20 protein-coding genes are annotated in these 26,934 nt (G+C 43.0%); 9 read left to right on the top strand and 11 right to left on the bottom strand.

Going from position 1 to position 26,934, the window contains the following annotated elements:
• Nucleotides 1-18: 18 nt before the first annotated feature.
• From ACSX1A_RS19280 to hpf, 4 genes are all read left to right on the top strand, one after another.
• Nucleotides 19-1,158, top strand: coding sequence for an acyl-CoA dehydrogenase family protein (locus tag ACSX1A_RS19280; protein ID WP_439881270.1), 1,140 nt, complete (start codon nt 19-21; stop codon nt 1,156-1,158).
• A 147-nt stretch (nt 1,159-1,305) separates the two neighbouring features.
• Nucleotides 1,306-1,500, top strand: a complete 195-nt coding sequence (gene rpsU / locus ACSX1A_RS19275; RefSeq protein ID WP_439881269.1) for a 30S ribosomal protein S21 — start codon at nt 1,306-1,308, stop codon at nt 1,498-1,500.
• A gap of 70 nt (nt 1,501-1,570) precedes the next feature.
• Entirely contained in the window at nt 1,571-2,449 is an 879-nt protein-coding gene (locus ACSX1A_RS19270; protein WP_439881268.1) for a tyrosine-type recombinase/integrase, read from the top strand.
• A gap of 24 nt (nt 2,450-2,473) precedes the next feature.
• Entirely contained in the window at nt 2,474-2,773 is a 300-nt protein-coding gene (hpf, locus tag ACSX1A_RS19265; protein ID WP_439881267.1) for a ribosome hibernation-promoting factor, HPF/YfiA family, read from the top strand.
• Nucleotides 2,774-2,915: 142 nt separating this feature from the next.
• On the opposite strand, the gene metK is transcribed toward hpf, so the two are convergent.
• On the bottom strand, nt 2,916-4,220 hold the full coding sequence (metK, locus tag ACSX1A_RS19260; protein ID WP_439881266.1) for a methionine adenosyltransferase: 1,305 nt from the start codon (nt 4,218-4,220) through the stop codon (nt 2,916-2,918).
• A gap of 270 nt (nt 4,221-4,490) precedes the next feature.
• On the opposite strand from metK, the gene ACSX1A_RS19255 reads away from it, so the two are divergent.
• Nucleotides 4,491-5,294: a phosphatase PAP2 family protein gene (locus ACSX1A_RS19255; RefSeq protein ID WP_439881265.1), complete on the top strand. Its 804-nt coding sequence runs from the start codon at nt 4,491-4,493 to the stop codon at nt 5,292-5,294.
• A gap of 6 nt (nt 5,295-5,300) precedes the next feature.
• Nucleotides 5,301-6,107 carry a phosphatase PAP2 family protein gene (locus tag ACSX1A_RS19250; RefSeq protein WP_439881264.1) on the top strand — a complete coding sequence of 269 codons (807 nt, stop codon included), beginning with the start codon at nt 5,301-5,303 and terminating at the stop codon, nt 6,105-6,107.
• Nucleotides 6,108-6,164: 57 nt separating this feature from the next.
• On the opposite strand, the gene ACSX1A_RS19245 is transcribed toward ACSX1A_RS19250, so the two are convergent.
• The 8 genes from ACSX1A_RS19245 to ACSX1A_RS19210 form a co-directional block, all read right to left on the bottom strand.
• Nucleotides 6,165-6,722 (bottom strand): hypothetical protein, encoded by a 558-nt coding sequence (locus ACSX1A_RS19245; protein ID WP_439881263.1) that lies wholly within the window; start codon nt 6,720-6,722, stop codon nt 6,165-6,167.
• Nucleotides 6,723-6,739: 17 nt separating this feature from the next.
• A complete protein-coding gene (locus tag ACSX1A_RS19240; protein ID WP_439881262.1) occupies nt 6,740-8,278 on the bottom strand; it encodes a RagB/SusD family nutrient uptake outer membrane protein in 1,539 nt (512 codons plus the stop codon).
• An 18-nt stretch (nt 8,279-8,296) separates the two neighbouring features.
• A complete protein-coding gene (locus ACSX1A_RS19235; RefSeq protein ID WP_439881261.1) occupies nt 8,297-11,338 on the bottom strand; it encodes a SusC/RagA family TonB-linked outer membrane protein in 3,042 nt (1,013 codons plus the stop codon).
• Between the two features lie 449 nt (nt 11,339-11,787).
• Complete coding sequence (locus ACSX1A_RS19230) at nt 11,788-14,193, bottom strand: prolyl oligopeptidase family serine peptidase (protein ID WP_439881260.1); 2,406 nt, start codon at nt 14,191-14,193, stop codon at nt 11,788-11,790.
• Between the two features lie 117 nt (nt 14,194-14,310).
• Complete coding sequence (locus tag ACSX1A_RS19225; RefSeq protein ID WP_439881259.1) at nt 14,311-15,987, bottom strand: amidase; 1,677 nt, start codon at nt 15,985-15,987, stop codon at nt 14,311-14,313.
• A gap of 132 nt (nt 15,988-16,119) precedes the next feature.
• Nucleotides 16,120-16,947, bottom strand: a complete 828-nt coding sequence (locus ACSX1A_RS19220) for a Calx-beta domain-containing protein (RefSeq protein ID WP_439881258.1) — start codon at nt 16,945-16,947, stop codon at nt 16,120-16,122.
• Between the two features lie 19 nt (nt 16,948-16,966).
• A complete protein-coding gene (locus ACSX1A_RS19215; protein WP_439881257.1) occupies nt 16,967-18,388 on the bottom strand; it encodes a RagB/SusD family nutrient uptake outer membrane protein in 1,422 nt (473 codons plus the stop codon).
• Nucleotides 18,389-18,423: 35 nt separating this feature from the next.
• Nucleotides 18,424-21,423: a SusC/RagA family TonB-linked outer membrane protein gene (locus tag ACSX1A_RS19210; protein WP_439881256.1), complete on the bottom strand. Its 3,000-nt coding sequence runs from the start codon at nt 21,421-21,423 to the stop codon at nt 18,424-18,426.
• Between the two features lie 799 nt (nt 21,424-22,222).
• Between ACSX1A_RS19210 and ACSX1A_RS19205 the strand changes: the two genes are divergently transcribed.
• On the top strand, nt 22,223-24,199 hold the full coding sequence (locus ACSX1A_RS19205; protein ID WP_439881255.1) for a M1 family aminopeptidase: 1,977 nt from the start codon (nt 22,223-22,225) through the stop codon (nt 24,197-24,199).
• 92 nt (nt 24,200-24,291) lie between these two features.
• Here ACSX1A_RS19205 and ACSX1A_RS19200 read toward each other — a convergent pair whose 3' ends face one another.
• Both ACSX1A_RS19200 and ACSX1A_RS19195 read right to left on the bottom strand, forming a co-directional pair.
• Nucleotides 24,292-24,639, bottom strand: coding sequence for a TM2 domain-containing protein (locus tag ACSX1A_RS19200; RefSeq protein WP_439881254.1), 348 nt, complete (start codon nt 24,637-24,639; stop codon nt 24,292-24,294).
• A gap of 4 nt (nt 24,640-24,643) precedes the next feature.
• Nucleotides 24,644-24,877, bottom strand: a complete 234-nt coding sequence (locus ACSX1A_RS19195) for a DUF2752 domain-containing protein (protein ID WP_439883572.1) — start codon at nt 24,875-24,877, stop codon at nt 24,644-24,646.
• A gap of 171 nt (nt 24,878-25,048) precedes the next feature.
• On the opposite strand from ACSX1A_RS19195, the gene ACSX1A_RS19190 reads away from it, so the two are divergent.
• Nucleotides 25,049-26,509 carry a PQQ-dependent sugar dehydrogenase gene (locus ACSX1A_RS19190; RefSeq protein WP_439881253.1) on the top strand — a complete coding sequence of 487 codons (1,461 nt, stop codon included), beginning with the start codon at nt 25,049-25,051 and terminating at the stop codon, nt 26,507-26,509.
• The gene (locus ACSX1A_RS19185; protein ID WP_439881252.1) at nt 26,506-26,859 is read left to right on the top strand and encodes a c-type cytochrome; all 354 of its coding nucleotides are present in this window, start codon (nt 26,506-26,508) and stop codon (nt 26,857-26,859) included. Before ACSX1A_RS19190 ends, ACSX1A_RS19185 begins: the two co-directional genes overlap by 4 nt.
• Nucleotides 26,860-26,934: the final 75 nt, after the last annotated feature.

Below are 26,934 nucleotides of genomic sequence, written 5' to 3'. Positions count from 1 at the left end.
TGCCACTTAAAACTATAAATGGAATTAAAATTCACTGAAAATCAGCGTATGATCGCGGATATGGTTCGCGACTTTGGTGCGAAGCATATTAAGCCACAGATGCGGGAATGGGACGAAAGTCAGGAGTTCCCGATTGAAGTCTTTAAAAAGCTTGGCGAACTAGGCCTGATGGGCGTTCTTGTGCCTACCGAATACGGTGGTTCTGGCTTCGGCTATTTAGAGTACGTGACTGCTATCGCAGAGCTTTCCAAGATCGATGGTTCCATAGGTTTATCCATGGCGGCTCACAATTCACTTTGCACAGGTCATATTTTACAGTTTGGCAACGAGGAGCAGAAAAAGAAATACCTGCCAAAGCTAGCTACTGCAGAATGGATAGGCGCCTGGGGGTTAACAGAGCCAAACACTGGTTCTGATGCAGGTAACATGCGCACTGTAGCTGTACAGGATGGCGATTATTGGGTAATCAATGGCGCTAAGAACTTTATCACACATGGTAAGTCAGGTAATGTAGCTGTAGTGATCGTGCGTACTGGTGAGGTAGGCGATTCGCATGGCATGACTGCCTTTGTGATTGAAAAGGGCACTGAGGGCTTCAGCGCCGGCCGCAAGGAAGACAAACTGGGCATGCGTGCATCAGAAACTACTGAATTGATCTTCCAGGATTGCCGCGTACATAAAGATCAGATGCTCGGCAATGTTGGCGAGGGCTTTATTCAGGCAATGAAAGTGCTGGATGGCGGACGTATTTCAATTGCGGCACTGTCTTTGGGTATTGCACAGGGTGCTTTTGAGGCTGCCCTTGCTTATTCGCAGGAGCGTAACCAATTCAACAAGCCTATTTCAAGCTTCCAGGGTATTGCCTTTAAACTGGCTGACATGGCAACAGAGATAGAAGCAGCTTCTTTGCTTACTTATCAAGCCGCTGATATGAAGAACAGAGGCCTTAATGTTAATAAAGAGTCTGCTATGGCCAAGTTATATGCATCTGAGGTTGCTGTGAGAACTGCGAACGAAGCTGTGCAGATTTTCGGTGGTTATGGCTTTACAAAAGACTATCCGGCTGAGAAATATTACCGCGATGCCAAGCTTTGTACCATCGGCGAGGGAACAAGCGAGATACAAAAACTTGTTATATCAAGAGCCATACTTAAATAAACAGCTTTACTGGAAGCTTTTATAGCCTTTAATTTCCAGTAAGCGTAGTTTTTAATAGTTTTGGAGAAAATATTTACCCAATCTATTGATTTTTAAGTATAAGCTTCGTTAAATTTGCAACCCTAATTCTAAGAGAAGAGAGAGAACATGATTATTGTAAACGTAAAAGATAACGAGTCTGTAGACCGTGCATTAAAGAGATTCAAGAAGAAATTTGAAAGAACTGGTGTTTTAAAAGAACTTCGTTCTAGATCTTATTTCGAGAAGCCGTCTGTGTCTAAAAGAAAGCAGAAAGAAAGAGCTGCTTACAAGCAACAGCTTTTCGCTGATCAAAACTACTAGTCTTTCTACCAACATATTAAATAATTCCATAAATTAGTGTATCTGGCTTATTAGTCCGGTATACTTGTTTATGGAATTATTTTTTAAGTACCTACAATACGAAAAGCGGTATAGTCCGCATACGCTTACCTCTTATCATACTGATCTGGGACAGTTTTCCCAATACCTGAACCAGGTATACCAGATCACAGATCCAGCCGAGGCTAACCATACCATTATCCGTTCCTGGATACTGAACCTTGTTCAGAACAATATAAAGCCGAGATCTATAAACAGGAAAATTGCCTGCCTCCGCTCCTATTACCGCTTTTTGTTGGCTCAGCAACGCATTGAGTCTAACCCGATGCTGCGCATTAAAGCCCCAAAGGTTTCTAAGAAATTACCGGCTTTTGTAGCCGAAGAGCCTTTCAACAACCTCCTTGATACTTTTACCTTTGAAGAAAACTTTGAAGGGCAGCGTGACAGGCTGATCCTCGAATTTCTGTATGGCACCGGTATACGCCTCGCTGAACTTATTGGCATTGCAGATAATGACATTAATATGCACGCTAAAACAGTACGGGTGCTCGGGAAGGGCAACAAAGAAAGAATTGTACCTATAAATGATTCCTTATTAAGCTCCATAGAGGTTTATCAGAAGCACAAGAAAAGCGAATATCCTGATAACAATTCCGAAAAGCTGCTCGTTACTAATAAAGCTCGTCCTCTATATCCAAAGTTCGTTTATCGTGTTGTAAAAAAATACATTAGCTTGATAACAACCTCCGAAAATAATAGCCCGCATGTGCTACGCCATTCTTTTGCCACGCACTTGCTAAACAAGGGGGCAGACCTGAATGCAATCAAAGACCTGTTAGGTCACTCAAGTCTTGCAGCTACGCAGGTTTACACGCACAACTCTATTGAAAAGCTTAAATCGATATTCGAGAAGGCACATCCAAAAGCATAATTTTAACCATTAAATATTACGACTATGAAGCTACAGATGCATTCAATCCACTTCGAGGCTGATAAGCAGCTTACCGATTTCATCCAGCAGAGAGTAGACAAACTAGAGACATTCTTTGATCGCATAGTGGAAGGCGAAGTGTTTCTTAAACATAATAATAGTGACGGAATTGCCACAAAAACCGTAGAAATAAAACTTTTTGTACCGGGAGCTACTTTATTCTCAAAAGAAGAGGCCCCTTCTTTTGAAGCCGCCGCCGATGCAGCTGTAGAAGCCATGCGCCGTCAGTTAAAGAAGTTCAAAGAAAAACAAATGGCGCATTAATGGGAGATATTCTCCCCTAAGATCATTGCAAAGCAAGTTGACCACCACGGTCATTCTTACCTATAAAACAGAAAGGCCTGCTAGTTATAGCAGGCCTTTCTGTTTTAGAAGCAAATGCTTCCGGATTTAAGGTTCATCCAGCTTACAAGCCGAACTCAGCTTTAATTTTATCTACGTAGTCAAGTTTTTCCCATGTAAAGGTCTCAAAAGACTTAGTCTCTTTGTGCCCGTTTACAGTCACTTCAACCTCTTTTCTACCTGGTGTTCTACCCATGTGTCCATAAGCAGCAGTTTCAGAGAAAATTGGGTTCTGTAAGCCAAATCGCTGAATAATTGCATATGGACGCATATCAAACAACTTCGCTACTTTTTCTGCGATCTCACCGTCGCTCATTACATCTCCATTGGCATCTTTTACCTTAGTAGATCCATAGGTTGTAACGTAAAGACCAACAGGCTTGGCAACACCAATGGCGTAAGCTACTTGCACCAGCACTTGGTCAGCTACACCTGCAGCTACTAAGTTCTTGGCAATATGACGTGCTGCATAGGCTGCAGAGCGATCCACTTTTGATGAGTCTTTACCTGAGAAAGCTCCTCCACCGTGGGCTCCTTTACCACCGTAAGTATCCACAATGATCTTACGACCGGTTAAGCCGGTATCACCATGAGGACCACCTATCACAAACTTACCTGTAGGGTTGATGTGATACGTAATATTGTCATTAAACAACTTTTGGATACGCTCAGGAAGCTGCTTTAGCACACGAGGAATAAGGATGTTATCTACATCTTCTTTTATCTTCGCTACCATCTTCTTCTCAGCTGCATCTTTAGCTTCAAAACTGTCGTTCTCAGCTGGCACAAACTCATCGTGCTGTGTAGAGATAACGATCGTATCGATCTTCTCTGGCACGTGATTGTCGTTGTAGCGGATCGTAACCTGCGATTTGGCATCCGGACGCAGGTATGTCATTTCTTTCCCTTCTTTACGGATAGCAGAAAGCTCCTGCAACAAAAGGTGCGAAATGCTTAGCGCCAAAGGCATGTAATTATCGGTTTCGTTTGTAGCGTAACCAAACATCATTCCCTGGTCACCTGCTCCCTGGTCTTCCGGATTAGCACGCTCTACCCCCTGGTTGATATCTGCAGACTGCTCATGAATGGCTGAAATAACGCCACAGGCATCTGCATCAAACATATATTCTGATTTTGTATAGCCAATACGCTTTATAACGTCGCGGGCCACCTTCTGCACATCTACGTATGCTTCTGATTTCACCTCGCCGCTTAACACTACCAACCCGGTGGTTACCAGTGTTTCGCAAGCTACTTTAGACTGAGGATCCTGCTTTAGAAACTCATCCAGCAGCGCATCTGAGATCTGGTCCGCCACTTTATCCGGGTGTCCCTCTGACACAGACTCAGAAGTAAATAAATAAGGCATTTCTTCTATGGGTTTAGGTACAAAGTATAAACCTGCTGCCACAAATAGCAGCGGCTACAAAGCTAAAACAAATCTACCATAGTTAAAACATGTATCTACAAGGAGTACACAGTTTTAAAGGATACAATATATTCTAAAACCATATCTCCCATGCTTTTTAGCCACCTCCTGTTATGGCTCCTGCTGAACGCTTAAGACCTTTTTGCGCAAAACTTTTTGCGTCTGCCAGCGTTCATGAACATTGAAATATACTATTTGATAATCCTATCTATGAAACATATAATTACAGCTTTATCCTTACTTCTCCTGCTGACGCAGGGGGCTTTGGCACAGAACGATTCACCTTACAAAACAAGCTTAGCAGTAGATGGACCAATAATTGTGGCAGGCATGGGCCTTAGCTACTATGGTTTAACACTGATGATGGACAAGGACGGCCTCACAGCGGAAGAAGTGAACAGACTTAGTAAAAATGATGTAAATGGGTTTGATAGGTTTTCTGCCGGCTACCATTCTGATAATGCAAAAAAAGTAAGTGATATCCCCTTTTATGGCTCCTTTACCTTACCTATTGCCATGTTATTAAATGATAATGTAGGTAGTAAAGCTGGGCAAGTGTTAGTACTGTATGTAGAGACAATGGCAGTTACAGGGGCACTTTTCACGATGACGAATGGGAATGTACCCAGAACACGTCCTTTGGTGTATAGCGAAGAGGTGGATATTTCGGACAAGACCACAGCAAATGCCCGAAATGCTTTTTATGCAGGGCATACAGCGGCCTCAGCAAGCGCGGCCTTCTTTGCTGCTAAAATTTTCCATGATTTCAATCCTGATTCAAATGCCCGGCCATATGTTTGGGCAGCTGCAGCGGCAGTACCTGCTACCGTTGGTTATCTCAGGTTAAAGGCTGGCAAACATTTCTTAAGTGATAACCTGCTAGGTTATACTTTAGGAGCAGCAGCAGGTATACTTGTACCCCAACTTCATAAAAAGTCAAACAAAACCAACATCAGCCTTGTACCTATTACAGCACCCTCTTATAAAGGGGCATTGCTCACGTATAGGTTTTAACAGGTTATGATCAGGAAAGTGCTGCTGCTATGGGTTCTGTTGCTATGCTGCTGCCATAGCAACACATTTGCACAGTCCTCAACTTTTCCGTACAAAATTGATTGGGTTAAGGACGGGGCTATAACTGCAGGAGGTATTGGAGCCACTGTAGTTGGCAGTACGCTGATTACAAATAAGCCCAGACTCACGGAACAGGATCTGGCAAGTCTTTCTACAGATGATGTCAATAGGTTTGATCGCTTTGCCGCCGGCAATTACAGTGCCTCTGCTGAAACTGCCAGCAACATCCCTTTTTACGGCTCTTTTGTTGCCCCCCTGTTCTTGCTCCTCGATCAGGACGTACAGCATCATGCCCCTGAAATATACATGATGTATGGAGAGGCCATGTCGATAGCGGGTGGACTTTACGCATTAACCGCCGGTCTTATTGATCGAAAGCGCCCTAATGTATATGCTGAAGATGCCCCATTGGATGCCAGGTTACATAAATATGCCACCAACTCTTTTTATGCCGGGCACACTGCGGCTACAGCAAGCGCTACTTTTTTTGTGGCAAAAGTGTTTCATGACCTTAACCCAGACTCCCCTGCAGCACCCTATGTATGGACGGCTGCCGCTGCAGTTCCTGTAGCAGTAGGATATCTCAGGCTTAAAGCCGGCAAGCACTTTTTAAGTGATAATATTTTAGGCTATGCCATCGGCACAAGCATAGGCATATTGGTTCCTGAATTGCACAAGCATGATTCACGCTTGTCGTTACTTCCCGTCAGGACTGGTTTGTATGATGGGGTGGCGGTAGTGTATAGCTTTTGAAAACAAAGAAGGCCACCCAAACGGGTGGCCTTCTTTGTTTAATGATAAAGAATTAGTCTATCCTTTATTGATCAGAATAGCTACTCTCTTGTCTAATGGGTTAGGCTTTAATTTATCATTACCCGCCAGTTCAAGAACAATTAACTTCTCTGTAGCCAAAGCAGTCCCTGGATTCAATATCTCTACATCAATATAGCCAAAGCTAGAATTTGCAGGTATTGTTACCTTGCCTGACACGTTGAAATGAGTGCCTTGCACAGCCGCATCCGCATTAATAGTACCGCTCGCATAGGTCTCATTTGGTACAACCACATAAGTCAGTTCCTGTGCAACATCTGATTGATGCCCTACAAGGTTAACGCGTAGCTGAACTGTACCAGAGGTTCTGTTGATAGACGGATCTGCTGGCCAACCATTAGTTGTTGCAGTGTATACCTGACGTCCAGGAGTTGGCTTTCTCGAAATAACCGGATAATCCTTATCTAGCGCGTTTGAGTTGTATGTAGCAGCATCAAGCTCCACAAAGTCCTGCTTCAGAACGATATCCTCATTCTCTATGCACGAAGTTGTGGCAAGAGCGATGAATGTTAAGAATGCTAAAAATATTTTTTTCATGACTTTTCTATTGAAAATTAATAGCCTGAGTTGTTAACTAAGTTTGGATTACCGTCAATCTCTCTTGTTGGGATAGAAGGCAAAATTCTGTAATCTGTGAAAGGCACGTTAGAGTAGTGAGGTGACTTCACCAGGTCCATACCTAATCTCTTTAAGTCAAAGAAACGATGTCCTTCAAAAGCGAACTCTATTCTTCTCTGGCGTAGGATCTCATTTCTCAAAGCAGCTCCAGTCAAAGCTAAATCAGCCGTAGCTCTTGTTGAGCCTGCATAATCAGAATACCTGTTTTCTTTAATCTTTATAAGATCAAGACGAGCAGCTGTTTCATCAAACACTGGAGATCCAACAGTTGACATTGCCTCAGCTCTGATCAGGAACATCTCTGATATTCTGATCAACGGAACGTTATCAAGGTTGATAGATCCATTCTTGCCAAAGTACTTAGTTGTTTCTACATAAGGAACCCCACGACCAGTAGTTCCTAACTCATATAACTGGTTACGAACATCAGTGGTGCGGGCAGTGATACTGGCCGCATTGTTTCCATTACTTGCAACTGTTATACCCAGATCAGCAAGTAACGTGTTTGTTGGTACCAGGTCACCAAAACCACCTGTCTGACTTCTGTTACCAGACACAACTAGTGTTGTAAAGGAAGTTTGTAAAGACTCGTTCACGCCTATGTTTTCAGCATTGATTGTGAACGTTACCTCAAATAAAGATTCCTGGTTTATTCTGTTTCTCCAACCATTAACATAGCCACTTGCAGTAAGCAAACGTGCACCAGAGGTTGTGATCACTTTATCAGCATATTCTTTTGCTGTTGCGTAATCTTTGTTGTAAAGTGCCGCACGTGCAAGAAGTGCCTGAGCAGCCTGCTTGTTAGCAGTTGCAGGAGAAGTTCCAAGGTTACCTAGTTTTGCCTCTGCCGCTTTCAGGTCTGCATAGATCTGCTTATAAACATCTGATACTGATGCTCTGGCAGGCAAACGTAACACAGCGTCACCTAAGGTTTTAACGCCGGTAGTTACCAAAGGAACACCACCTTTATCATTTGCACCAACTACACTTCCAGTGCCTGGATCATAAGCGTACATACGCACCAGGTCAAAGTAGCTAAGGGCTCTCATAAAGTATAACTGACCTTCCCAGTTGTCTTTCTCTGCGTCTGTTACGGCAGGAATAACATTCAACTGTGGAATTGCTTCCAGCGCCAGGTTGATGTCATTAATGGCATAGTAATAGTTTTGCCAGTTGCTAAAGTGAGCACCATGAAGGTTACGGGCCTCATTTGCTAATCTACCTGATTTGTTTGTATAACGGCCGTTATCAGCCAACGCCTCAGGAAAAGCAATCATATCTCTGCCGTAAACTCTGGCAGACTTGAAGCGGGAATACACCCCTATTATGGCAGCATTAACGTTCTCTCTGGAATTTAATGCCGTAGCGATATCAACAGACTGCTTAGGCGTTACCTCTAGAGCTTTCTCGCAAGAGGAGAAAGTTAAAGCGGCTGCGAGTAGCGCTATTGATGAGAACTTATATTTAGTATTCATTTTCTTTTTCTTAATTAATTAAAATCCTAGCTGAAGACCTACAGTATAATTCTTGCTTTGTGGGATGATACCAGTTGCTGTTCCAAAGAATTCCGGATCATAGCCTTTGTAATCATCATAAGTAAACAAGTTAGTACCCTGCGCATAGATTTTAGCATTGCTTAACCTTGCGAAGCTCAGGAATGTAGCTGGCACGTTGTAAGAGAATGTTATTGACTTCAGGCGGATATAATCTACTTTATTGAAAGTTCTGCTTGAGCCTGTTACATGGTTTACACCACCTGGTTCAACACCTGCATCAAACGGTCTTGGTACACTTGTGATCTGACCTGGAGATGTCCAACGGTTATCAAAGTAGTACTGCAGTGTATTGAATGAACGGTTACCATTTTCCATCAGGAAGTTAAGCTGACCATCAGACTGCATTCTACCGTACTCATACTGGAACATGAAGTCTAGTTCAAATCCTTTGTACTGGAAGTTGTTCGTTAATCCACCGTACCAGTCAGGCTGTGTATCGCCAATTACTCTTCTGTCAGCGTTTAGCGGAGTATATACAATGTTGTCATTGATATCGTAGAACATTGGTCTACCAGTAGCAGGGTTTACGCCTGCGTATTTCTGCGTAAAGATTGCCCCAACAGGGTATCCAACACGAATAGAGTTATCAGATGGCAACACATCTAAGCCACCGTAAAGCTTCAGAACTTCGTTTTGGTTACGAGCTATGTTGAAGTTCGTGTTCCACTTAAAGCCACTAGCTGTTTGGATGTTCGCTGTTCTTAACTCAACTTCGATACCACGGTTGCGCAGTTCACCTACGTTAGAAGTAAATGATCCGTAACCTGCTGTCCAGGATACTGGCTGGTCTAAAAGAAGGTCTTTGCTCAGTCTGTTGTAAGCTTCTACAGTACCTGCGATACGATCGTTAAAGAAGCCGAAGTCCAGACCAACGTTGATTGTCTGATTTCTCTCCCACTTCAGGTCCGGGTTAGGTAATTGAGTAGGGTTTATACCAGCTGAACCATTGTAAAGCGCACCTGAGCCATAAAGACCTCTTGAAGCAAAGTTACTGATCTGGTCGTTACCTGTAGTACCGAATGAACCACGTAGTTTCAGGAATGACAGGAAGTCAACAGACTTCATGAACTCTTCTTCTTTGATATTCCATCCTACCTGAACAGAAGGGAATAAACCGAATTGGTTACTAGCTCCAAATCGTGAAGAACCATCATAACGAGCTGTTAAAGCTAGCAAGTATCTGCTACCAAAGCTATAGTTAACACGTCCGAAACCAGATATGCGCTTAAATTCTGTAACAAATTCACTTGCAGAAAGCGGGTTTGCGGCAGAGTTAAGGAATCTGAACTCAGGTGACGGGAAACCGTCTGCTGAAGTAAAAATTCCCTGCTGCTCCTCAGACTTGTACTCAAAACCAGCCAGCGCATTGATTGTATGCTGATTGATCTTTTTATTATAGTTTAATGTCTGAGTTGTGATGAAGTTAGTGTTCCAGGTGCTTTCTACCTGGCCTAAGCCTTTTCTTGCATAGGCATCATTTGTTCTTGGATCACGATAAGATTTACCCTGTACAATACGGTAATCTAAACCATAGAAAGTTTTAAATGATAAACCTGGTACCAGCTCGTAAGTAGCAGAAATGTTACCCACCACGAAATTGTTTGTCTGATTGGCTTCGTTGAAGTCGTTTACAGCAACAATGTTCTGATTCAGGATGCTTGGGAAGATTTGTCCGCTACCTGGCAAGCCAAAGTAAGAACCATCTTCGTTGTATATCTTGTTACTCGGCATCATCAATGACGCAGAGAAAGCCGGGTTACCTAAGAAAGAACCATCCGTAGAGAAAGGTGCTTGCTGGCTGAAAGAAGATAAGTTTAAAGAGGTTGTGAAAGACAACTTATCTGTAGCCTTATGGCTCAGGTCCATCTTTGCTGTACCTCTTTTAAAGTCCACTTTCTTAAACATTGCTTCATTAACGTTATAAGAACCGGCTAAATAAAATGTGGTCTTATCGTTACCACCGCTTGCTGATAACTCGTAATTCTGAATTTTGCCAGTCTGCATAACAGCATCCTGCCAGTCATAGGTAGGAAGTGCAGCAATTTCTTCAGGTGTTAAAGTAGCACCATTAGGAATGCGCATTTCGTTAGCCAGTGTATATTGTCTGTTAGCATCAAGACCATCCAGGTAGCGGTTGTTATACGCTTCAGTTCTTAACTCTAAATATTCTTGTGTGTTAAGCACATCCAGCTTCTTTAATGGAGAAGATGCACCACCGTAAACACTAGCATTGAACTTAGTTTTGCCAGCTGTACCTTTTTTTGTTGTGATCAATACAACACCATTTGCAGCCTGAGCACCGTAGATAGCAGCAGTAGCGGCATCTTTCAATACTTCGATAGAAGCAATATCATTAGGGTTTAAGAAAGCCAGTGGGTTAGATTGCGTAAACGAAGCATCACTACGTACGTTCAGCTGCACTCCATCCACTACATACAATGGCTGAGTTCCTGCCTGAATAGAGCCAACACCTCTGATACGCACATTGATTGCACCACCCGGGATACCGTTGTTTGCCTGTACCAATACACCAGCAGCCTGTCCTTGCAGAGCTTTATCCAATGACGGCATAGGCTTGTTCTCAATGTTTTTTGCAGCAACCTGAGATATTGCACCAACAGCATCTCGCTTGTTAACTACTGTGCCGTATCCTGTGATTACTACTTCTGACAGAGTTTTTGAATCCTCTTTCAGTGTAACATTGATCGTGCTTTTTCCTGCTGTGCTTATCTCCTGAGATATATAACCCAGAAAAGAATAAAGAATGACAGCATTTTCTGATGGTACGTTAACAGTATAACTACCATCCCCTGCGGTAAAAGTACCAGTTGTCGTTCCCTTAACGACAATGTTTACCCCTGGTAAGGGCTGACCATTCTCAGCGGCAAGTACTTTACCTGAGATGGCCCGACTCTGTGCTAGTGCTACATTTGAGAGCACTAACAACAGAACAAAGCTCAACAATAGAACTTTTCTCATAAAGTTAGATTAGAATAATTGGTTAGTTTGATAATAATTAGTTGCCAAATATATCTGTAAAATTCATATCCTAAAATTTTTATACCAAAATATTATTCTACCAAAATCGCAGTTTAAAGTGAGATAGCGGTAATTTACAAGAATCACGTTTTACTATATAGGCAATCTCATACCCATATATTACAACTAATAGCAGCGCACTAACAAATAATGTCTAAACATTGTATTATTGAAATTTAAGATGATTTTGACACACGGAAAGGTAATGTTATATAAAATAGAGGTTAATGCATACGCTAAAGATAGTACAATACACCTCCCTTAAGTCACTATTTGGAATCATAAGCCCACCTTAATGCACCCTATGTTACAGGAAAAGTATAAATAAAAAAAAACGGTGCAGAAACAACTTTTCTGCACCGTTTAAGTATAAGCCTAGGTTAAACCCGTCATTTTTGGGCCTTTAGGTTTTCTTCAAACAACTTAAAGATTCTTTTATACTCATCTGTCCAACTGGACGGTTCTACAAAACCATGATCTTCTACAGGGTAAACTGCAAGTTCCCAGTTATCCTTACCGAGTTCTATCAGGCGCTGCGTCAGCCGCACCACATCCTGGAAATGAACATTTGTATCTACCATACCATGGGCAATTAAAAGAGCCCCTTTTAATCCTTCCGCATAATAGATCGGGGAGCTTTTAGCATAGGCAGTACTATCTGTGTAAGGTGTATTAAGTATGTTAGAAGTATAGCCGTGGTTATAGTGCGCCCAATCGGTTACTGACCTGAGCGCTGCACCGGCAGCAAACACATCCGGCTCTGTAAACATGGCCATTAAGGTAATAAAGCCTCCATACGAGCCTCCATAGATACCCACCCTTTTCGGATCCACATTATACTTCTCCACGAGGTATTTAACACCATCTACCTGGTCACTTAAATCCTTCCCTCCCATAAACTGATAGATACCTGTACGAACATCTCTCCCATAACCGGCACTACCTCTATAATCTACGTCGAGCACAGTATACCCCTGGTCCGCCAGAAAATTATGGAACATATACTCCCTGAAATAGCTGCTCCACCATTTGTGCGCATTCTGCAGGTAACCGGCACCATGCACAAACACAACAGCAGGGCCATTATTCTCAGGCTTTTCAGGGCGGTAAAGGCGCGCGTAAACGTCTGCACCATCCTTGGCCTTAAAACTGATCACCTCCGGCTCACGCCAGTCGTATGACTTAAACTCATCGGTGAGTGAATGGGTAACCTGCTTTGGCTTTGCACCCTTTTTGTTATCCATCACAAACAATTCCCATGGTTTGTTGCTAAAGGAGTAGCGTATAGCCAGGTTCTTTTCATCCGGCGACACCTTTACTTCGCTGGCACCGGTCATACTTGTCAGCTGTACCATCTCTCCACCCTGTACCGGCATGCGGTAAAAGTGCTGCACACCAGGATGAACCTTGTTAGCAGTAAAGTAGAAGTTCTTTTTATCGTCAGACATACGCACATCCGACACCTCAAACTTGCCACTTGTTAGCGCTTTCTTTTTACCGCTGTTTACATTTACACTATACAGATGAGAATAACCACTTTCCTCCGACTGGAACCACACATGCTCATTGTCCGGCATCCAGCCAATGTCTCCTGGTCCGTAGCCAATACCCGGACCATTTATCCAGGCTTCATCACGCTGACGATCCAATACCGTTAGTTTACCTGAGGCAGGATCCAGCTTCATTACCCAACGGTCCTTATTATCCTGTGAACGGGCTACCACAACGGCATACTTTCCATTCTCAGACCAGAATGGGCCGTAAATTACCGTAGGTCTCACTTCAGCTTTCTTAGCTTTGCCATCAGCAGCGCCTTTAGCCGTGCTTGCTTCCGCATTTTTACTTAGCAGGTAAGCAGGCTGATCGTTGATGCCTTCTACATCATTCATTAGCACAGCATACGTTGTGTCACGCTTCGTATCATACACATAAAACTCATATGTGCTCTGCGCATCGCCAACTTTGGTACGAGTATTTATATCTTCGGTATAACCGGACGCCGTTACATAGTCCGGCACAATAGCTACCTTGGCATTTTTAGGACGTGTAATGAGCTGGTAAGTTATAAACTGCTCATTCGGGCTAAGCGTAACATCATTTACAAACTTATCCTCAATAAAGATCTCCTTTGGCCGGGCTGGCGCTTCGGCAAGACGTTGTTTTTTCTGCTCATCTTTCTTCTCCTCCCGCTCCCGGACTATCTGCAGCAACGATAACTGTTGCTCCTTAAGCCAGTCACGCTGTGCATTCTTACCTTCATCTGCTGGTTTACGTCCTTTTTTAAAGTCTGTCAACTGTACCGTCTGACCAGTTCCCAGGCTCCAGGCAAACAGGTTGTTATCTTTCACATAAGTGACTTTCTGCTCATTAAAGCTAAAGTCAGGGTTGCTTTCACGCTCTACAGTATTTGTTATCTGCTGAGATTTCCCGGACTTAATATCATATAAAAAGATGTCACCGTTCTTCTCATACACCTTTTTAGACTCAGCCTTATTATACTCTCCATTTTGAGCAGGCAGGTTTCTGCGTTCCTGCGCGCTTACCTTCCGGATATTTTTTCCGTCAGCGGACACACTATATAAGGAGTCGCTCTTGTTGCCCTCCGGGTTCCAGTAGAAATATATCTTTTTACCATCTTCGGACCAGAAGATATTGCTAGGTGATGTGCCGATCCATTTAGGGTCGCGCATGATTTTCTCTACACTAAGCGTCAGTTTACCATCCTGTGCATGCAATGCACTGCCGCAAAGCATAAGCCACCCTACAAGGGCTAAAGCTTTTCTTTTGAACAACATATTCAATTTGATAATGATATAGGTAGTTGATTTAGATTATACTCAAAGTAAGTAAACAAACAGCATGAAGCAAAAACCGCCGGCTGTTCAGGGGTTCTTCACAGGCGGCGGTTATAATTATGATTTCTTCTTCTGGTTGAAATTCATGTTTGGATGCTTCTCCTCATGCTGAGTTAAGCCTTGATAGAATTTGGCAAATGTGAGCACTTCTGCTTCTCCAAATAACTTACCCATGAAGGTAATGGTAGTAGGCATGCCATTTTTCTGAAAGCCTGTTGGTACTACAACACAAGGATGCCCGGTGAGGTTTGTTACTACCAGGTTGTTACTGGCAAACGAAGGACTTATATACATATCTATATCCTTCAGTTTCTCCTGCATCTGCTGCACAAGTAGATTTCGAACCCTTTGTGCCTGCAGGTACTCAACTGCCGGAATAAAGCGGCCAGCTCTGAAAATGTTCGGCCATGCATTTTTATGCTGTGCTACTAGTAAACTATCACGCCCACTTCGGGTCAGTTCATCAAAAGCGGCCGCACCCTCCACAGATATAGTTAGTGTTAAGGCACTCGCCGGCAAGTCCGGAAGCTCAATTGGCACCAGTTCTATACCTGCATTGCGCAAGGCAGCAAGGGCAGCCTGATCATTTTCTTTAAACCCATAGCTGCGTTCAAAGTCGCTTTTCAGATAACCTACCCGAAGCTTTTTAGCGTTAATAGCAGGGTTATAGTTAAAGGGTGCATCATATACAGACTGATCTTTACCGTCGGGGCCATAAATGGCATTGAACACAATAGCGCAATCCTCAGCAGATCGAGCAATCGGGCCGATCTTATCCATAGACCAGCTAAGCGCCATAGCCCCATGTCTACTTACACGGCCAAACGTAGGACGCAATCCTGTTGTGCCGCATGCAGTAGAAGGCGATACAATTGAGCCTAGTGTTTCAGTGCCTATGGCATAAGGCAGCAAGCCCCCGGCAACAGCAGCTGCAGAACCGGCAGACGAACCACTGGATCCTTTGTTTATATCCCAAGGCGTTCGGGTTTTACCTCCATACCACACATCACCCATCGCCAGGGCACCAAGAGTTGTTTTAGCAACTAATATTCCACCAGCATCCTGCAGGCGCTGCACAACAGTAGCATCCTCGTCAATTACCTGGTCTTTATAAGGCATAGCCCCCCAGGTGGTCTTGTACTTTTTAGTTGACAGCAGGTCTTTTACGCCAAAAGGTATTCCATGTAAAATTCCTTTATACTTACCAGCCTTTATCTCCTGGTCAGCCTTGCGTGCCTGCTGCATTGCCAGGTCCTCAGTTAATGTTGTAACGCATTCTAAAGCCGGGCCATACTTTTTTAGCCTTGCCAGGTAGAATTTGGTAAGGTCTTCGGAACTGATCTGCTGTGTTCGAATTAGCTCAGCCAATTGCGGAAGTGAATAGAAGGCAAGTTCATCCCGGTTCTTAGGCAGCTTTACTTTTTCTGGCCTAGCTACTTCAAAGCCTTGCTTTTCAGTAGGGAAGTTATAACCAACAGGAATCGGGTTAAAAACTAAGGCTGGAGCAACGCTATTTGGCAGGTCCTGCTTCCGTAGTGCTTCATAATTTTCCTGAAACCCCTCTAACTCTGTGATAGTGGAATCCAGCTGCGCATCTGTAAAGTTTAACCCGATCAGTTTCTGGGCATCACGCAGCATACTGACGGTGATGTTGCTTTCTGCGACTTTGTATGTAAAAGCGCCGGAGATAAAACATCCTGCACCTATCAAAAGTATAGCTCTATTTTTTAGCATTCCCTTTTTATTTAATTCTTTACATACAATTTAGTCATTTTCTATACTCTATCATTATTTCTAGCATTTTACTTAAAAATAAAAAGGCGAGGAAAACCCTCGCCTTTTTAACTTAATAAGCATTTAAGCTTCTTATAACTTTGTGAATTCCGCTTTATGTACCCCGAAAGATCCGGCACTTACTCTGATATTGAAAGTTACTGTAATTTTACCTTTCGACTCTGAGAAAGTCCCAACAGGAGCTACGCTTGTTAGTGTTGCAGGGCCATAACCATAGAAGTTACTTGAGAACTGCTGTGATGGTATTGAGACTGTTCCTGCGCATACATCAAACTTAACCTTCGCAGGCAGCCCTTCACCCCAGAAATTACTTATTGTAAAAGCAGTAGGATCATTGGCGTCTGGAGTTATTGTAGACTGATCATTATAAACTGAGTTATCAGAAGTATCAGTGTACTTAGCTGCAAAATCTCCTGTAAATTTAGATGCATCCAAAGGACAGTCATTATCAACTATGGTTACACTAACAGAACTGTTTGTATGCTCTGGTCCAGGATAGCCAAGATTAAACCCTGCAGTATTACTTTTCAGAGTTAATACAACATCTCTATTTCCATCTACTTTTTCATTATCAATCATCCTGATCTTCACAGTGTCAGAGTACACCCCCGCAGGAAAGTTAAGGGTTTTACCCTCAACAATTGTATAATCTACACCCTCTTTTGCACCTCCGCTTATTTCTATTTCAGCGGTTACATCACCTGGATGTGAGTTAGTAGATAGAAATACAGGCACACTTAAAATAGTGGATCTATTTTCAACTGTATTTAAAGTGGTGGATTTAAAGTTTATGAAGCTTTCTCCATCATAGAAAAACTCTTCTTCTTCACAGGAAGTCAGTGAAAAAACTGACACACCTATGAATAGCATTGCTGCAAATAATTTATTTATCTTTTTCATTCTAATACTCAACTAAATGTTACTGAAGGTAGCCTTCGTTTTGAACAATATTTTTATTGGCAAAAACTTCATCCTGAGGAATCGGGAACGTAAATCGGAAATTGCCTGCAGGAATAGTACAGTTGCTTTGAGGAGCTGCTGAACAATCAGCACCTCTGCTAAGCGTAAGGTTTAGCCTTTTAATATCGAAATAGCGATGACCTTCGTAAGCAAGTTCTTTACGTCTTTCAGTAATAATTGCATCCTTTAGTGTCTGGCCCGTTAAGTCGGTTACAGCTGTATAGCCCTCTATTCGGTTTGCACGAAGTGCATTCAGATCGGCCAGAGCAAGATCATTCTGTCCTAAATTAGCGTACGCTTCAGCTCTTGATAATAACATTTCGCCGGCTCTAAGAAGCACAATATCACTTAGACCTGTATTAGATGCATTTGGATCAGTATACTTTGTTACGATATTCTCTCCTGCCTCACGACCTGGAATATTTGTAAAGTATGATGTATACCTAACGTCAGCATCTTTGTTGTATAAAGCCAACAAGTCTTGTGTAGGATTAATGAAAGCTGTGTTCAAGGCCACTTCATAGAAAGCCTCTCCTACTCTAGAACTACCCACTGGCATAGGCAGTTTGAAGTATGCCTCTCCAGCAGCGTTACCCTGCTCCCACATATTTGCAAAAGTAGATTTATTAGCTACTCCTTTTGCACTTAAAGCAGCAGTAGAATACTCCACTACTTTAGCATAGTTCTTCTGATATAGAGCAACACGGGCTAACAATGCATTAGCTGCAGCTGTTGTAAACCTTGTTGGCACAGAGGCATCTTGCAGCAAACCTTTAGCCGCGAGCAAGTCAGCATTGATCTGATCGTAAACCTCTTTTACTGTATTACGTGCAGGCTCACTAATTTTCGACTCAAGCAAAATCGGCACACCCATGTGGCTTGCATCCGGGGTTGCATCATAAGGTTTTGCATAAAGCCTTACCAAGTCATGATAAGCTAAAGCACGTGCAGCAAGAGCCTCTCCTTTTATCTGATCTTTTTCAGCTTGCGAACCTTCAACTTCATCAATTCTTGTAAGAATAATGTTCGTTCTATCAATCACCCGGTAAACAGCTGCCCAAATAGCAGAGATATCACCTGTGCTTGCATTGAATGTATAATTATAAAGCTCAGCTCCCTGACCTCTGTTATCAGTGGATCGTCTGGCATTATCACTTACGTAAGCAAGGTCAATTTCCATGGCTGCACCATAATAGCTACCCGAAGTTAAACCTGAATAAACTCCATTTAAAGCAAGCTTAAAATCGTTCAGGTTTTCTAAAGCTATATCAGCAACTAGCTCATCCTTTGGTTGTACATCCAGCATGCTATCACAGGCTGATGTGGCAAAGAGCAGCCCTAATGAAAGAGCTACATATCTAAAGTTTTTATATACTTTCATTTTAATTTTCTCTTTTAATTTTTACAGTTTAAGGACTAAAGACTGATGTCTATACCTACAGTATAAGTTCTTGGAACCGGATAGTTAAACTGTAAAATGTTATTAGCAATTTCTGGGTCGAAGCCAGTGAACTTTGTGATTGTAAATAAGTTCTGAGCCTGTACAAAAACTCTAGCTCTGTTTAGCTTTGCTTTTTCGATTAATGACACAGGAAGCTTATATGCTAGAATCACATTTCTGAAACGCAGATAAGACCCGTCCTCTAAGTCAAATGTGCTGAAGTTTCTAGGCACATCAACACGTGGAATCTCAGTAATATCGCCTGGCTTATCCCATGCTGTCAACATTATTGTCTGCTGATTATACTGGCCAAAGGCAGGGTTCGTCAGGAAGAACGTGTTGTTATTGAAAAGCTGATTGCCCTGCACGAATGAAAAGAAAGCAGACAGATCAAAGTTTTTATAAGTTAATGACGTATTAAAACCACCAGTATGAGGAGGGTTGAACGTACCGTGAGTATTATAAGCTGCAAGAGCATAATCGTTCACAACACCACCATCTTCACCTAAATAAAGTGCATCGCCGTTGGCAGGGTTAACACCTAAATATGTTGGTATATAATGCGTACCTAGTGGCAATCCTTTTCTGATAATTGAAGTACCCTGCTCAAACTCTTCCACCTGGAACAGGTCAAGGATTTCATTATCATTATAGGCATAATTAACACCAAGGCTCCACACAAAATCAGAAGTTCTGATTACATCTCCATTCAGCCCAACTTCAATACCTCTGTTTCTCATCTCACCAGCATTTCTGGTCAAAGTTGCAAAACCAGAAGTCCTTGATAATTGCGTGTCAATAAACAGATCGCTTGTAACATTATTATAAACATCAAGGCTACCAGAGATTCTTCTGTCAAAGAATGAGAAATCTAAACCAACGTTAGCACTTGTAAGAACCTCCCATTTTAGATCTGGGTTATTCGGGCGAGTAGTTGTTGGAGCAATACCTTGCGCTCCGTCATAGCTAACAATTGAATAAGTACCAAGAGCCTGGAAATCCCCAATACCTTCCTGGTTACCAGCAGTACCATAACTAGCACGCAATTTAAGATTGTCAATCCAGCTATAGTTCTTCATGAAGTTTTCTTCAGAGATATTCCAGGCAGCACCTACTGAGTAGAATGTTGCATATCTGTTGTTCTCTCCAAAACGTGACGATCCATCTCTACGAAGACCTGCGCTCAGGTTATACTTTCCGTTATAAGTGTAGTTACCATTAAAGAAGGCTGATACCAACGCACTTTCTGAATTTGTACCACCCACTACTGGAATGAAACCGTTGTCAGGAGTACCAGGAGAGATGCCTGCCGGGCTCCATATCTTTGCATTCAAGCCATAGCCTGTATAAGTAGTACTCTTGAAGATCTCTTTGTTTACCTCACCACCTACTAATATATCAAGGAAGTGAAGATCACCTATCGCTTTGTTATAATTTAAAGTAGTAGTAGAGATAAGTTTCGTTCTATAGTTAGATGCTTGATTTAAGCTACCCTGCTTGCCTGTTGAACTGTTACCTGCTCTTGTGAAAGGCTGAACCAGACGCTCAAACTCACGAGTACGGTAGTCAATACCAGTTAGGTTCTTTAGGGTTAACCCGTCCATAATATCAAATTCACCATAAACGTTGCTTATCACTTTAAGCTCATTACGGTCATTAGTTGTCGTTTCATTTCTTTCAACAACATTCATTCCCGTAGCGCCTAAAAGGAACTCCCCTGTTTCCGGGTCACGAACACGTTCGTAAGGGTTATTCAGGTAAGCCGAAGCAAATGGGTTTGCCAAAGCAACAGCACCTTCAGACTCAATGAAGTTTGAAGTAGAGTAGCCCGCATAAGCATTCACACCAAAGCGGAACTTGCCCTTTGTATCATGATCTATATTCACACGACCACTATAGCGTTCAAGATCTGAACGAAGCGCAATACCTGACTGATCGAAGTAAGATCCTGAAATATAGAAACGCGTTTTTTCGTCACCACCATTTGCATTTACTTCATGTGTTTGTGTTTTACCTTCTCTGAAAAATACATCACTCCAGTCAGTATTTATTGCTGCAATCTCTGAAACACGGTTATCTAACTGAGCCTGAGAAATTGTTCCTTGTGCCAACTGCTGATACAACGAACCAACTGCGCCTTTATAGATGCCTTTCGTAGCAAGATATGATTCAAATTGAATTTTTTCAGCTGTATTCATCATATCAAACTTCACTCTTGTAGGCACCGAAACACCATACTGGCCGCTATAGTTAATTTTGGTTTTCCCCGCCTTACCTCTTTTAGTTGTAATTACAATTACACCGTTAGCCGCACGTGAACCATAAACTGATGTTGAAGCAGCATCTTTAAGAATATTCACGCTTTCAATATCATTAGGGTTAATAGAAGCAAATACGTTTGCATCTATTGGCACACCATCCATGATGTAAAGAGGATCGTTTGAGCTGTTGATTGATCCGTTACCTCTGATACGTACTCTGGCTGTTGCACCTGGCTGACCAGAACTTGCCGAAACCTGTAATCCAGGTGCGCGTCCTTGTAAAATCTGATCAAATGTGGCAATCGGAACTTGCTCAATTACTTGAGAATTTACTGTAGCAACAGAACCTGTTATTTTTTTCACATCCTGCTCCACATAACCAACTACAATAACCTCCGAAATTTCTCGGGTTGCCTGCTGTAGCTGAACGTCTATTTCTGTTTTTGTGCCAATGTTTTCCTTTTTCGTGGCAAAGCCTAAATAAGAGAAAACAAGTGTGTTTCCTGCAGCTGCAGGAAATGTTAAGCTATACTGCCCTTGTGCGTCAGTATTGGCTCCAATACTTGTACCTTCCAACAGCACTGTTACACCAGGCAAGGATGTACCATCTGCGGCAGACGTTACACGACCTTTTACTGTCCTTCCTTGTTGTGCCCATGCCTGTACGGCAACAGCAAGCACAAGGAAGAGACTAAAGAGTAAACTCTTCTTCATAATTACTAGATTTAGGTTAGATAATAGTTTATTGTAAATAGATAATATCTCAAATATAACTATTTTTCATTAAACCCAAAGTCAGTCTTCTCAAATCACACTTTTTTTTTGACACATACTTATAAATACACAAATCTTAAAATGCCATATTTTAACACAAGATAAAATAAAGGCTTAAAAACTGCCAAATCAACCTTTTTTAAAGCACTCTTGTTGGCCTGCAACATTTCAAATAAGAATATGCTTTGAGCTATATTAAATAAATGCAATTTATGAAGCCCTGTATACTTTATTAGTTAAATATAACTTTATCAATATAATGCATCCCATACAGGCTTTTAACCCAACATCTTGTGTTATTATAACAGGAGAGGCGAAACAGGATTATATAGCCGAATATTGATAAAAAAGTGTGTTACCTAAAGCTCATGCGAGGCTCATAAAAAAGGCTTAATATTTGGAATTCAGACTTTTAGACACATCTCTAAATATGGACATCTATTTTAATTATAATGCCGTTAAAAATATTCAGAATAAAAGCACAAGCAGCCTACTTAAATGAGACTAAACTTTATACTGATTTTGTTTACTGTTTTCAATAATTAACACTGAACACCCCATGTTATAATTGGGAATGAAAGCACGTGCGAAGGGTTAAATGGAGGAGAAAAACCAAAATTAAAGATCCACTTCGTAAATTATTTTACTTCAAGCTGCAATTACACGAGCAAATATTCGTATTATATACTCTTAAAATACAGCAACAGCATACTCACTTCACCTTAACCTGATGCTTTCAATGCGCTATTTGAACCAAACATGCACACTTTTTAAGGTATTCGCTTTTTTTATACTCTTTGCCATACTTCATTTTAGTGCTCATGCCCAGGAAATCAGCAGTTGCGCCGTTAGTCGTATAAGCGCAACGCAACGACAGGCAGTAGCCTCTCCCGAACATCAGCGGCTCATGAACCTCTACGACATGACCTTTTACAAGCTGGACCTGCACCTGGAACGCAATAGCACTTATATAGAAGGAAATGTGCGCTTATCTGCTAAAATAAAAGCAAGCAACTTCAATACTTTTGCTTTCGAGCTTCACCCTAACTTCCAGATCGACTCTGTACTGATTAACGGGCAACGCGCACATAATATAAACCGCAAAGGCAGCGATGTTACCGTCAACCTTAGTACTTCCCTTAATGCCAATGCAACTATCACTACCATCATATACTATAAAGGAACAGCACCCAACGACAATGCGGCGGCCATAGGCAATGGATTCAACACTGCACAAGAGTGGAAATGGGGCCCGCACGTAACATGGAGCTTAAGCGAACCCTATGCAGCTTACGAATGGTGGCCTACAAAACAAGTACTTACAGATAAGGCTGATTCAGTACATGTGTTTGTCACGACAAGTGCTGAGAATAAAGTAGGCTCCAATGGGTCACTTACCCGTGTCGTTAACTTACCAGGCAACAAAAAGCGCTATGAGTGGAAGTCCCGATACCCCATTGACTATTACCTGGTCTCGGTAGCAGTGTCTGACTACGATGAGTACCTGCAGTCCGCTAATCCGTCGGGCGCCCCATCCCCGGTTCCTATACTTAACTATGTATACAGCGGCGGCGCACTAAGCTATTTCAAGGAGGAGATGGACAGAACTCCAGGCTTTATAGAGCATTTCTCTGAGTTGTTTGGTTTGTATCCTTTTTATAAAGAGAAGTATGGGCACAGCATGGCTCCAATGGGAGGCGGCATGGAACACCAGACCATGACCACACAAGCTACCTTCACCTTCACGCTTACAGCACATGAACTGGCCCACCAGTGGTTCGGAGACAATGTTACCTGCGCCAGCTGGCAAGATATCTGGCTCAATGAAGGGTTTGCCTCTTACGCGGAGTACCTGGCTTCAGAACGGTTTGAACCTGATTTTTCCAGGCAGTGGATACATGATGCGCATGATCTGGCATTGCAACGCCCCAACGGATCAGTAAAAGTACCGGATACCCTAAATGTAAACAGAATCTTTGATTATCGTTTAACCTACAAGAAAGGAGCCAGCGTAGTGCACATGCTCCGTTTTGAGATAAATGATGATAAGCTATTTTTCAAGGTGTTACAGAACTATCAGCAACAGTATGGCGGGGCTACTGCTACTACAGCAGACCTTAAACAGGTTGCGGAGCAAACTACAGGCAAGAACCTGGGCTACTTCTTCGACCAGTGGTATTCCGGCGAAGGTTTCCCGGTCTTTCAGTTGCAGTGGAACCAGGAGGATGATCGGTTACTCTTAGCAACAAAACAACAAGGTAGCGGAAGCACTACGTTCTTTAAAACAGATATGGAGTACAAGGTCATAACAACAGCCGGAGACACCACCATTCGTGTGACACACTCCAGGCCGAACCAGAATTTTGTTGTAAACGTGACTGGCACCGTAACAGGCATTGAAGTGGACCCTCAGGATTGGGCACTGGAGCAGGTCATCAGTAACGAGCAAAATACGGCACTTAAAGTGCCTGCTTTAGAGACTCCGGCACTTTACCCAAACCCGGTGGCAAACGGCAGTATAAACGTGAGTGACCTTAACTTTACTCCTACAACCGCTTTCATTTATAACACAGCCGGCCAGAAAGTTTGGCAACAGCAGCTTGATACAACTCCTAATGTAAGCATCAGCATCTCATCGTTACCGGCAGGAGTTTACCACTTACTCCTCAGTAACGGCACTAACAACTACCGTGGTAACTTTGTAAAAGTGCAGTAATAGCAAGAGCTGTACAGGCAGAGGCTAATTCCTTCGCCTCTGCCTGTACAGCTCTTGCAAAATTTTAATTTACTTTCCGTTAAAACTCTGTGTTAGTACTGCATCATGGCAATTACCTGTTGCGCCTCCTTTACATTGTACTCATAGGCAAGCCTCCTGTAGTTGATCAGATCTATGATAGTTCCGATCACGCATAAGCCGCCAGTAAACAGGTATAGTAAACCCAAACCTATTTGGCCGATAACAAAACGCTGAATGCCTGCCACACCAAAAAAACCGATTATTGTGGTTACCAGGATAAGCATGGGCTCCCGGCGTCGTGCCCGGTAAATATTCGCAAATTGTCGTGCCTGCTCCTCCGACATATCCCGCACAAGCGTCTGTACATAATTCATTTCATCCGGTTCTAAGTCCGGCATCAGGTGCAAAATGTTAGCCATTATATCATGTTATGGTTAGAGATTTTATATGTTTATGTTGCCAGTAAATCAATTGTGCGCTACGCCAAAGTAACATAAGCGTTGCGGGCAATGCCAAAGGGTGAGCCTGCCAGGAGGCATGCCATTCTCCCCGAAAAAGGTACGCTATTCCGTGCCCCAGCCCACATCCCGGGCAAGCACTTTTCCATAGCCAACTAAAGGGGCAGAAACTGAACAAGTGAGTTCCTCGGGGGTCCATGAGCGCCATTACCGCAATGCCTATTACCCACAAAAGCGCCTCCAACAGAAATTTATACTGCTTTAAATGCTGCTGTATAGGTACAAAACTGTTTGCCATGAACAACGTGTTACCCTCACCGTAGTGAACTATGAAGATATAATTTAGAATAAAATTCTGATAATTAAAACTATGACAAGAAGTCCGCAGGTAATAGCTATTATTTTATTGCTGAGCCTTTGCAGCTGCTACCGCATATTACCTTCGGATGGTGGTGGCCAAGGCAGTATTCGCACAGATGCCAGACCTGTTAACCCAAATGACATTGCATTACCGGCAGGTTACACAGCAGAGGTAGTAGCCACAGGGCTTACCTTTCCGACAAGTATAGCTTTTGATGCTCAGGGTCGGATATATGTAATAGAGGCCGGGTACGCCTACGGGGAGGTTTTCCTGGAGCCTAAACTACTTCGGGTAGAGCCGGATGGCAGCCTTGCAACCGTTGCCACCGGACAAAAAAACGGTCCCTGGACCGGGGTGACTTACGAAAAAGGTTATTTCTATGTGGCAGAAGGCGGCCAGAAAGAAGGTGGTAAAATTCTCCGCATCAGCCCAAACGGCACCATCAGCAGCCTGATCGATGACCTGCCTACCAAAGGCGATCATCATACCAACGGCCCTGTTGTAGGCCCTGATGGGTATTTATACTTCGGTTTGGGAACTGCTACCAACTCGGGCGTAGTAGGCCCTGATAATTATGATTTTGGTTGGTTAAAACGTCATCCTGACTTTCATGATATACCTTGCAAAGACGTTATACTTGCCGGGCAGAATTATACCAGCGAGATACCCCTGGGGCCTGAAAGCGAAGTACAAACCACTGGCGCATTTTCTCCTTATGGCACTCCCACAACCAAAGGACAGATTGTGAAGGGAAGCGTCCCGTGCTCCGGTTCAGTTTTACGAATTTCTCCAGAGGGAGGAGAGCCGGAACTGGTGGCCTGGGGTTTCCGGAATCCGTTTGGTCTGGCTTTCAATGCGGCAGGAACGCTGTATGTAAGCGATAATGGCTACGATGTGCGTGGTAGTCGTCCGGTTTGGGGAACCGGCGATTACCTGTGGCAGGTAAAGCAGGGGCAATGGTATGGTTGGCCTGACTTTTCGGGGCACCTTAACTTTGACGGGGATAAGTTCTCCCCTCCAGGTGAGAAGGGGCCAAAAGCTGTGCTGGCAGATCATCCAAATCAACCACCCAGCCCTACAGCTTCACTAGGTGTGCACTCCTCCTCCAATGGGCTTGATTTTTCACGTAGCGATAGCTTTGGATACAAAGGCCAGGCGTTTATCGCACAATTCGGAGATATGGCTCCGGGTGTAGGCAAGGTATTAGCCCCTGTGGGGTACAAAGTGGTGCGGGTTGATGTAGAAAATGGCACAGTGACCGAGTTTGCAGCTAATAAAGGAAAAAAGGTAGCACCAGCTTCTAAGTTAAAAACCGGCGGACTGGAACGCCCCGTTGGTCTTAAGTTCTCTCCGGATGGGCAAAGCCTGTATATTGTTGACTTCGGCATAATGGAAACAGGGGAAAACGGCCCTACTCCCATACTTAAAACAGGAGTTATCTGGAAGATCTCTAAAACGGAAAACCAATGATAAGAATAACGATACTTGTAGCAGGATTCTTCCTCCTGCTCTCTTTAAGCAATTGTGGAACAGCCCGTAGAGGTGTACCTATGTTTGCACCACTCCAGATAGAGAATCCAGCAGTAGCTAAAGGAGAAGCAGTGTTTAAATCGCACTGCCAGAAATGCCATCCTGGTGGCACTGCAGGGCTGGCTCCTTCGCTTAACAATAAACCCCTCCCAGGTTTCATGATCAGGTACCAGGTGCGCCACGGGCTGGGCATGATGCCTGCCTTTAAAGAGGATCACCTTCCTAAAGAAGACTTAGATAATCTTATTGCTTATTTAAAAGAACTTAAAAAAGCTGATCAGCAACTTTAGTGTAAGGGTCTTTGATTGGCACTTATCGGGTAACACACAATAATATCTCTTTCACCCCTGCTACATCTTGGTTCT

The organism is Pontibacter sp. MBLB2868 (assembly GCF_051904785.1).
In the GTDB taxonomy this organism is placed as follows: domain Bacteria; phylum Bacteroidota; class Bacteroidia; order Cytophagales; family Hymenobacteraceae; genus Pontibacter.
This window is presented reverse-complemented; position numbering and strand designations above follow the sequence as displayed.

Bases quoted from the DNA above. Each gene is read 5' to 3' on its own strand.
- ACSX1A_RS19280 (WP_439881270.1), top strand. From the start codon at position 19: ATGGAATTAAAATTCACTGAAAATCAGCGTATGATCGCGGATATGGTT.
- rpsU (WP_439881269.1), top strand. From the start codon at position 1,306: ATGATTATTGTAAACGTAAAAGATAACGAGTCTGTAGACCGTGCATTA.
- ACSX1A_RS19270 (WP_439881268.1), top strand. From the start codon at position 1,571: ATGGAATTATTTTTTAAGTACCTACAATACGAAAAGCGGTATAGTCCG.
- hpf (WP_439881267.1), top strand. From the start codon at position 2,474: ATGAAGCTACAGATGCATTCAATCCACTTCGAGGCTGATAAGCAGCTT.
- metK (WP_439881266.1), bottom strand. From the start codon at position 4,220: ATGCCTTATTTATTTACTTCTGAGTCTGTGTCAGAGGGACACCCGGAT.
- ACSX1A_RS19255 (WP_439881265.1), top strand. From the start codon at position 4,491: ATGAAACATATAATTACAGCTTTATCCTTACTTCTCCTGCTGACGCAG.
- ACSX1A_RS19250 (WP_439881264.1), top strand. From the start codon at position 5,301: ATGATCAGGAAAGTGCTGCTGCTATGGGTTCTGTTGCTATGCTGCTGC.
- ACSX1A_RS19245 (WP_439881263.1), bottom strand. From the start codon at position 6,722: ATGAAAAAAATATTTTTAGCATTCTTAACATTCATCGCTCTTGCCACA.
- ACSX1A_RS19240 (WP_439881262.1), bottom strand. From the start codon at position 8,278: ATGAATACTAAATATAAGTTCTCATCAATAGCGCTACTCGCAGCCGCT.
- ACSX1A_RS19235 (WP_439881261.1), bottom strand. From the start codon at position 11,338: ATGAGAAAAGTTCTATTGTTGAGCTTTGTTCTGTTGTTAGTGCTCTCA.
- ACSX1A_RS19230 (WP_439881260.1), bottom strand. From the start codon at position 14,193: ATGTTGTTCAAAAGAAAAGCTTTAGCCCTTGTAGGGTGGCTTATGCTT.
- ACSX1A_RS19225 (WP_439881259.1), bottom strand. From the start codon at position 15,987: ATGCTAAAAAATAGAGCTATACTTTTGATAGGTGCAGGATGTTTTATC.
- ACSX1A_RS19220 (WP_439881258.1), bottom strand. From the start codon at position 16,947: ATGAAAAAGATAAATAAATTATTTGCAGCAATGCTATTCATAGGTGTG.
- ACSX1A_RS19215 (WP_439881257.1), bottom strand. From the start codon at position 18,388: ATGAAAGTATATAAAAACTTTAGATATGTAGCTCTTTCATTAGGGCTG.
- ACSX1A_RS19210 (WP_439881256.1), bottom strand. From the start codon at position 21,423: ATGAAGAAGAGTTTACTCTTTAGTCTCTTCCTTGTGCTTGCTGTTGCC.
- ACSX1A_RS19205 (WP_439881255.1), top strand. From the start codon at position 22,223: ATGCGCTATTTGAACCAAACATGCACACTTTTTAAGGTATTCGCTTTT.
- ACSX1A_RS19200 (WP_439881254.1), bottom strand. From the start codon at position 24,639: ATGGCTAACATTTTGCACCTGATGCCGGACTTAGAACCGGATGAAATG.
- ACSX1A_RS19195 (WP_439883572.1), bottom strand. From the start codon at position 24,877: ATGGACCCCCGAGGAACTCACTTGTTCAGTTTCTGCCCCTTTAGTTGG.
- ACSX1A_RS19190 (WP_439881253.1), top strand. From the start codon at position 25,049: ATGACAAGAAGTCCGCAGGTAATAGCTATTATTTTATTGCTGAGCCTT.
- ACSX1A_RS19185 (WP_439881252.1), top strand. From the start codon at position 26,506: ATGATAAGAATAACGATACTTGTAGCAGGATTCTTCCTCCTGCTCTCT.